Origin of the sequence: Pontiella sp. (assembly GCF_041622395.1) — a bacterium.
Taxonomy (GTDB): domain Bacteria; phylum Verrucomicrobiota; class Kiritimatiellia; order Kiritimatiellales; family Pontiellaceae; genus Pontiella.
Map to the genome: position 1 here is coordinate 1 of NZ_JBFJYW010000216.1, position 6,810 is coordinate 6,810.

At 60.2% G+C, this 6,810-nt stretch carries 7 protein-coding genes; 4 read left to right on the forward strand and 3 right to left on the reverse strand.

All coding sequences use genetic code 11. The features are described 5' to 3' along the window. A partial coding sequence (locus ABYO54_RS12150) for a nodulation protein NfeD (protein ID WP_372808520.1) occupies positions 1-1,257 on the reverse strand: 1,257 nt, incomplete at its 3' end. A 99-nt stretch (positions 1,258-1,356) separates the two neighbouring features. On the opposite strand from ABYO54_RS12150, the gene ABYO54_RS12155 reads away from it, so the two are divergent. After that, positions 1,357-2,052, forward strand: a complete 696-nt coding sequence (locus ABYO54_RS12155; RefSeq protein ID WP_372808521.1) for an SDR family oxidoreductase — start codon at positions 1,357-1,359, stop codon at positions 2,050-2,052. A gap of 85 nt (positions 2,053-2,137) precedes the next feature. Further along, complete coding sequence (gene folB / locus ABYO54_RS12160; protein WP_372808522.1) at positions 2,138-2,491, forward strand: dihydroneopterin aldolase; 354 nt, start codon at positions 2,138-2,140, stop codon at positions 2,489-2,491. Positions 2,492-2,546: 55 nt separating this feature from the next. On the opposite strand, the gene ABYO54_RS12165 is transcribed toward folB, so the two are convergent. After that, on the reverse strand, positions 2,547-3,515 hold the full coding sequence (locus ABYO54_RS12165) for an acetyl-CoA carboxylase carboxyltransferase subunit alpha (protein WP_372808523.1): 969 nt from the start codon (positions 3,513-3,515) through the stop codon (positions 2,547-2,549). A gap of 21 nt (positions 3,516-3,536) precedes the next feature. Continuing rightward, positions 3,537-4,499, reverse strand: a complete 963-nt coding sequence (locus ABYO54_RS12170; RefSeq protein ID WP_372808524.1) for a L,D-transpeptidase family protein — start codon at positions 4,497-4,499, stop codon at positions 3,537-3,539. A gap of 97 nt (positions 4,500-4,596) precedes the next feature. Between ABYO54_RS12170 and ABYO54_RS12175 the strand changes: the two genes are divergently transcribed. Next, positions 4,597-6,390: a radical SAM protein gene (locus tag ABYO54_RS12175; RefSeq protein WP_372808525.1), complete on the forward strand. Its 1,794-nt coding sequence runs from the start codon at positions 4,597-4,599 to the stop codon at positions 6,388-6,390. A 99-nt stretch (positions 6,391-6,489) separates the two neighbouring features. After that, a partial coding sequence (locus tag ABYO54_RS12180; RefSeq protein WP_372808526.1) for a hypothetical protein occupies positions 6,490-6,810 on the forward strand: 321 nt, incomplete at its 3' end.

The following is a 6,810-nucleotide window of genomic DNA, read 5'->3' on the forward strand; positions in this document are numbered from 1 at the left end:
GCCTTCGAGTCCCAGCAGCGACTGGTCTTCGGCCAAGGCGGGGATGACCTCGCCAAGGGTCAGGCTCCGGAAGGCTTTGGTTTTCGGCAAAAACTTTCCGGCGATCAATACCAGCGCGAAGGCGCCGAGGAACGAGAGCATGACCTTCAGGAACGGAACGGAGAAGGTTTCGGGCGAAAAGTCGACGGGGCGCCACTTGCCGGGCATCCGTTCGCTCATGGCGCTGATGAACGAAACGAAGATCAGCAGCAGCCCGCTGAAGCCCATCACCCCGAAGCCCGGCGTGATGAACACCTCGATGGCGAGCAGGATGACGCCAAGAATGAAGATGGCGACGTCCTCCATTCCGGAGAGCCCGGCAATGTGGTGCCCGGTGAAAAAGAGCAGCAGGCACAGGATTCCGGCAATGCCGAAGATGCCGAATCCGGGCGTCTTGAACTCCAGCCAGAGTCCGCCGAGGCCGAGCATCATCAACAGGGGGGCGATGGCCGCGATGAGGCGCGCCAGCTTTTCGGAGGCCGTAACTTCCAGCACGCGCTTTTCGGCGCCGGCCAGCCCGATTACTTCGAGCATTTCGTCGATATCCTTGACGGTGCCTTTGGAGAACAGGGGTTTGGGGTCTTCGCCGACCAATTGCTCGGCTTCGGTGTTGGTGAGCGTCAGGACGTGGCCGCTTTTGCTGATGACGGTATCGCCGACCTTGTATTCGATTTCCGCGCGCACCATGGCCTCGGCCAGCAGCGGATCGTAGCCGCCTTTCTCGGCCGCCACCCGCACCTGTGCCGCAACATAGGAGGTCATCTTTTCCTTCTCGGCCGCAGGCAGATCCTGGACGCCGCCCGACATGCCCATGATGATGGGGGTGATGTCGCCGATCAAGGTGCCGGGCGCCATGTAGATGTTCGGCGTGGCTAGGGCGATGAAAGCGCCGCCGGATATGGCTTCGCGCCCAACGAACGTATACAGCGGAATCTTGGACTTGCTTAGCGCGTCGATGATCGCCACGGCGGAATCGACGCGGCCGCCGGGGGTGTCCATGTCCAGGATGATGGCATCGGCCTTGTGGCGCACCGCTTCGTCGACGCCGCGGCGGACGACGTAGAGCAGGGCGGGCTCGATCATTTTCTTGATCGGGATGATGTAGACGAGCGGGGTTTTCCCGGGTTGCGGGATCCGCTTGACGGTATTCGATTCCTGCGCCGTGGCGCCGGCGAGCATAACGCTTGCGAACCAGGTAAATAGTAATTTCCGGACCATGGGTGCAACCTCCGTGACTTGGCCTCCATTCTTGCGCTCGCCGCTAAAAAGGAAAGGCAAAACTTCCAATGGCTGAAAAATGCGCGTATTGATGGGCGCATGGTTTTGGAAGGAAAAAGGGCATTGGTGACGGGGGGCGCGGTGCGGATCGGCAAGGCGATTACGCAGGCGTTGCAACGGGCCGGAGTCGAGGTGGTGGTGCACTACTGCGCCTCGGCCGACGAGGCGCGTGCGCTTTCGCCGCACACGGTGCAGGCCAACCTGCAATCGCCGGACGAATGTCCGGAGCTGATCGGCCGCGCCGGTCCGCTGGATATTTTGATCAACAATGCATCGCTTTTCACACGGGACCGGTTGGCGGAAAGCGCACCGGAGCGCGTATTGCGCGAGTTTCAGGTCAATCTGTTTGCTCCGATGGAGCTGACCCGGCAGTTTGCCGCGCAGGCGGGGCAGGGGGCGGTGGTCAATCTGCTGGATCGGCGCATTCGCGCAAACGATGCGAGCTGCCTGCCGTATTCGATTTCCAAGAAGGGGTTGGAGGAGCTGACCCGGCTTTCCGCCTTGGAGCTGGCGCCGAATATCCGGGTCAATGCCGTGGCTCCGGGGCCGATCCTGCCGCCGCCGGGCGATAGTGGCGAACATTTTGTCGAGCGGGCCGGAAAGGTGCCGCTCGAGCGCTTCCCGACGCCGGAAAACATTGCCGAGGCGGTGCTCTATCTGCTGCGGGCCGACTCCTGCACCGGGCAAACCATCTATGTCGATGGCGGCCAGCATTTGCTGGGCAATGGCGTTTAAGCGGCTTCGCCGCAATTTTTGATTTTAGATTGTTGATTGCCGATTTGTGGGTCTGCGACGCTTTCTATGAAACTAAAGGTTTGAAATGGACAAAATATTCATTCGCGATCTGGCGTTGCGCTGCATCATCGGTATTTTCCCCGAAGAGCGGCGCGAGAAACAGGACATTGTCATCAATGTTGAAATGCACGCCGACCTGCGCAAGGCGGGACGGTCGGACGACCTGAACGACACGGTCGATTATAAGTCCATCAAGAAGGCGATTTTGAAGCTGGTTGAAAGCAGCGGCTTCCAGCTGATCGAATCGTTGGCGGAACGCATTGCCGACATCGCCTTGGCCAACGCGAAGGTTCAGCAGGTAGTCGTGACGATCGACAAACCGGGGGCGCTTCGTTTTGCCAAAGCCTCGGCGGTGGAGATTACCCGTACCCGTCCGTAATCCCAGGGATTATTGAAGGGCCGCCCCGCCAAGCGGAACGGCCAACGCTTTTTTTTTACTCCACGCTGCCTTCAAAGACGCCCATCGAGCGGAACTTGTCGTAGCGGTCCTGACGGATCTCGTCGGCGGACATGGCGGAGAGTTCATCCAGATTCCGGAGCACGGCGGTCTTCAGGTTGAGCGCCATCGCTTCGGGGTCGGCGTGGGCCCCGCCCTTAGGTTCGGGAATGACTTCGTCGGCCAGTTTGAGTTCCAGCAGGTCCTTGCCCGTAATCTTGAGGGCCTCGGCGGCCTTGTCGGAATAGGCGCGGTCTTTCCAGAGAATCGCGGCGCAGCCTTCCGGCGAAATGACCGAATAGTAGGCATGCTCCAGCATCAGAATCCGGTTGCCGATGCCGATGCCCAGTGCGCCGCCGCTGCCGCCTTCGCCAATGATCACGCAGATGATCGGCACCTTGATGTTGAAGCATTCGCGCAGGTTGACGGCGATCGCTTCGGCAATGTGGCGCTCTTCGGATTCGAGGCCGGCATAGGCTCCCTTGGTGTCGATCAGGGTAATGATCGGAACGCCGAACTTGTCGGCGAGCTTCATCAGTCGAAGCGCCTTGCGGTAGCCTTCCGGGTGGGCGCAGCCGAAGTTGGATTCAACGTTCGATTTGGTGTCGCGGCCCTTTTGCGAGCCGATGATCATCACTTTGCGACCATCGAGTTTGGCAAAGCCGCCGACAATGGCGCGGTCGTCGCGGTGGATCCGGTCGCCGTGGATTTCGACGAAATCGGTGGTCATGGACTCGATGTAGTCCATGGTGTAGGGGCGGTTCGGGTGGCGGGCCACCTGAACCTTCTGCCATGCGGTCAGGTTGGCGTAGATGTCGGTGCGGGTTTGCTCAATCTTGTCCTTCATGTTTTGGATCTCATGGGACACATCGATATCCTGCTCTTTGCTGAAGGATTCGAGCTCGCTGAGTTTGCTCTCCAGTTCCTGGACGGGGCGTTCGAATGGAAGACTAAATTGTGCGCTCATGTGCGACTCCTCGTGTCCGATTTACTCGGTGATTATAACGGTTGTTTTGCGTGGGACCAGATCGAAAAGCTCTTCCACGTCTTCGTTGAGCATGCGGACGCATCCGGCGCTGGACTGCTTGCCGATGCTGTCGCGCTCCCATGTTCCGTGGATGCCGTACCCGGTGATTTCGGGATGGGCTTCGCACTTGATGGCCATCCAGCGGGTTCCCAGTACGTTTTCCTTGTCGCCGAATTCAATCTGCTTGTTGTCGGAGGGGCGCGTCCACGGGGGCTCGGTGATCTTGTCGACGATCAGGAATTCAACGGCGGGGGTCTTGCCGAATTTGCCCGTGCCGACGGAGTAGCGCTTGAAAATCCGGTCGCCGTTCATCAGGTCCAGCGTATTGCGGTTCTTGGAGACCCGGATGCTGAAATTGCCCTCATAGACCAGCAAGCTGGCGCCGAGGCGGATCACATCGGTTTCCATGTTGTTCATGGTTTTGATCAGCTCGACGGTCGTGTTGAACTTCTTGGCGATCTTCTGAAGATAGTCGCCCGATTGGATCACGTAGTATTGCTTCCCCGGAATCATGATGGGCGATTTCAGCAACTTCATGTTCACGTCGCCGAGCATTTTGATGGCCCGGGCATCGGGGGTGACCGCCACGATCTTATCGAGAATGATTTTGGCATCGGCCAGCTGGCCGGCATCGATGGCCGCCTGTGCATCGGAGATGGCGGCGCGCGATTGAGCCGTCGGAGCCACGTCCATGACGGGCGCCGCCAGGGCGGGGCCGAGATCCATCAAGGGGGCGGCGGGTCCGGCCTCAACGGGGGCGCCGGACGTTCCGTCCGCCGCAACGCGCTCCTCGGCCTTGTCGCGCGACAGGAAGAGGTAGATTCCAACTCCGATGATCTGGACGATGACGATGATGATGAAAACACGCTTCCACCCACCGCCTTTGCGGGTGTTGTAGGAGCCTGCATAAATTGGTTTTGCCATATCTGGATTGTCCTCTGTTGGTACGAGCCCGTCATTTATGCACAATCGCCTTTTCACGTGCAATAATATTACGATTGCAGATGGAAATGCGCCGGGAATGCAGGTACTTTGCATGGCCCTGATCATGAAGATTTTGCTCATAACCCCGCCGCTGTTGCAACCGAACACGCCTTATGCCGCAACGCCCCTGCTGACGGCCTATCTAAGGTCGGCCGGTCACGATGCCGTCCAGGCCGACCTCTCGCTGGAGTTGCTCTTGCGCATTTTTTCGCGGGAGGGAATTGAAACCCTGACGAGCGAACTGGGGCTCCCCGCCGAGGCGGCCGCGCCCTATCTCGAAACGATCGGCGAGGTGGTGGCGTTTCTGCAAGGCAGGAATCCCGCCGCGGCCGAACGCCTCGCGCGCCGCGGCTATCTGCCCGAAGGCGAAAACCTGGCCCGGGCATACGATCAGGAGGAACAGCTGGGGTGGGACTTCCGCGGACTGGATACCCACGACCGCGCCCGCCATCTCGCCAGCCTTTATCTCGACGATGTCGCCGACGTCGCGGCCGAGGTTGATCCCAACTTCGGCTTTTCCCGCTATGCCGAAAAGATCGCGGCGAGTCTGCCGGACTTCGGCGAGCTGCGCGACGAAGTGGAATACAACGACTCGATCTTCGTGAAATGGCTGCGGGAGCTGACCGATGCCGCCATGCGGCGGCACCGGCCCGACCTGGTTGCGCTGACCGTCCCGTTCCCCGGCTGCCTGATGGGCGCGCTCGTGGTTGCCAAGCAAGCCCGGCACACTTGCGCAAGTGTGCGCATCGTGCTGGGCGGCGGCTACGCCAATACGGAGCTGCGGGAGCTGGCCGACCCGGCCATCTTCGACTACGTGGACGCGATCACCCTGGATAGCGGGTTCCTTCCCTTGCAGCGCTTGGCCGAAGGGGGCGCACCGGTGCGCACGTTCGTGCGGGAACACGGGCAGGTGCGGTATCGGACGACCGAGGTCGAAGAGGTTGCGCACGACGATCTTCCGGCTCCCGATTTCCGCGGCCTGCGGCTGGACCGCTATTTCGGCGTGTTCGAGACGCTCAATCCGGTCACGCGGCTGTGGTCGGACGAGCGCTGGAACAAGCTGGTTCTGGCCCATGGCTGTTGCTGGCGCCGATGCGCGTTTTGCGATACGTCGATCGACTATATCTGCCGCTACGACCCCGCGACGCCGCAGACCATCTGCGACTGGATCGAGGATGTGGCGCAGCGGACCGGGTTCGGCGGATTCCATTTCGTGGACGAAGCGTTGCCGCCGGAGCTGCTCGATGGCTTGTGCGATGAAATTCTCCGGCGCGGACTGGAGATCGAGTGGTGGGGGAATATCCGCTTCGAGAAGCGGTTTTCGGCGGAGCTGGTTGCGAAGATGGCGGAGTCGGGTTGCATTGCGGTGACGGGCGGACTGGAAACGTGCTGCAACCGGACGCTGGCGTTGATGCGCAAGGGCGTGACGGTGGAACACGCCACCCGCGTGCTGGCCGATCTCGCGGAAGCAGGCATCATGACGCACGCCTATTTAATGTATGGTTTTCCAACCCAAACCCTCGACGAAACCTTGCAGGCGCTCGAAACCGTTCGGGACCTGTTCGATGCGGACATCCTGCATTCCGCCTATTGGCACCGGTTTGCGCTGACTGCCCATAGCGATGTGTCGGTGCATCCCGAGTCGTACGGCATTCGCCTGCTGGAGCCCGCCATTTCAACCTTTGCCGTCAACGAAATCCCGTTCGCGTGCGATTTCGACCACGATTTGGAGCGGGTGGGCCAGGCACTGAAGGCCGCCGCCTACAACTACATGCTCGGCGTCGGCTTCGACCGGCCGGCATCCGACTGGCTGGCGATGGCAGAAAGCTAGCTTTTCAAGTTCTCATTTGTGTTCGTTCTGCTAGTTTTCAACACACTAATTGTTGTTCTTGGGTCTTCGGAAGCGTATCGGGAATAGATGATGAAACACATGGGGAAATTCGTAATCATAGTTTTATTCCTGCTGGTCGGGCTGGGGGGTATCGATGCTTCGGCACAGGGCACCGATGACGCCGAGGCGTCGGGCGCCGCGAAGGTAACCGCGGTTTATGGCGTAACCGCCGACGACTATCTCCCCGCCCAGGAAGCTCCCAAGTCCGTTGCCCGGCCGGCCGTTCGGCGCGGCGGCAGCGCCATCTCAGCGGCGGACCTGCCCGACGCTTTTTTCTTTATCGGCGTTCCCATCTTCCTGTTGCTTCTGTTGTACCTTGTCGTGACCTTTCTCAATGGGTTCGAAGAGAAGCGGCGCGAA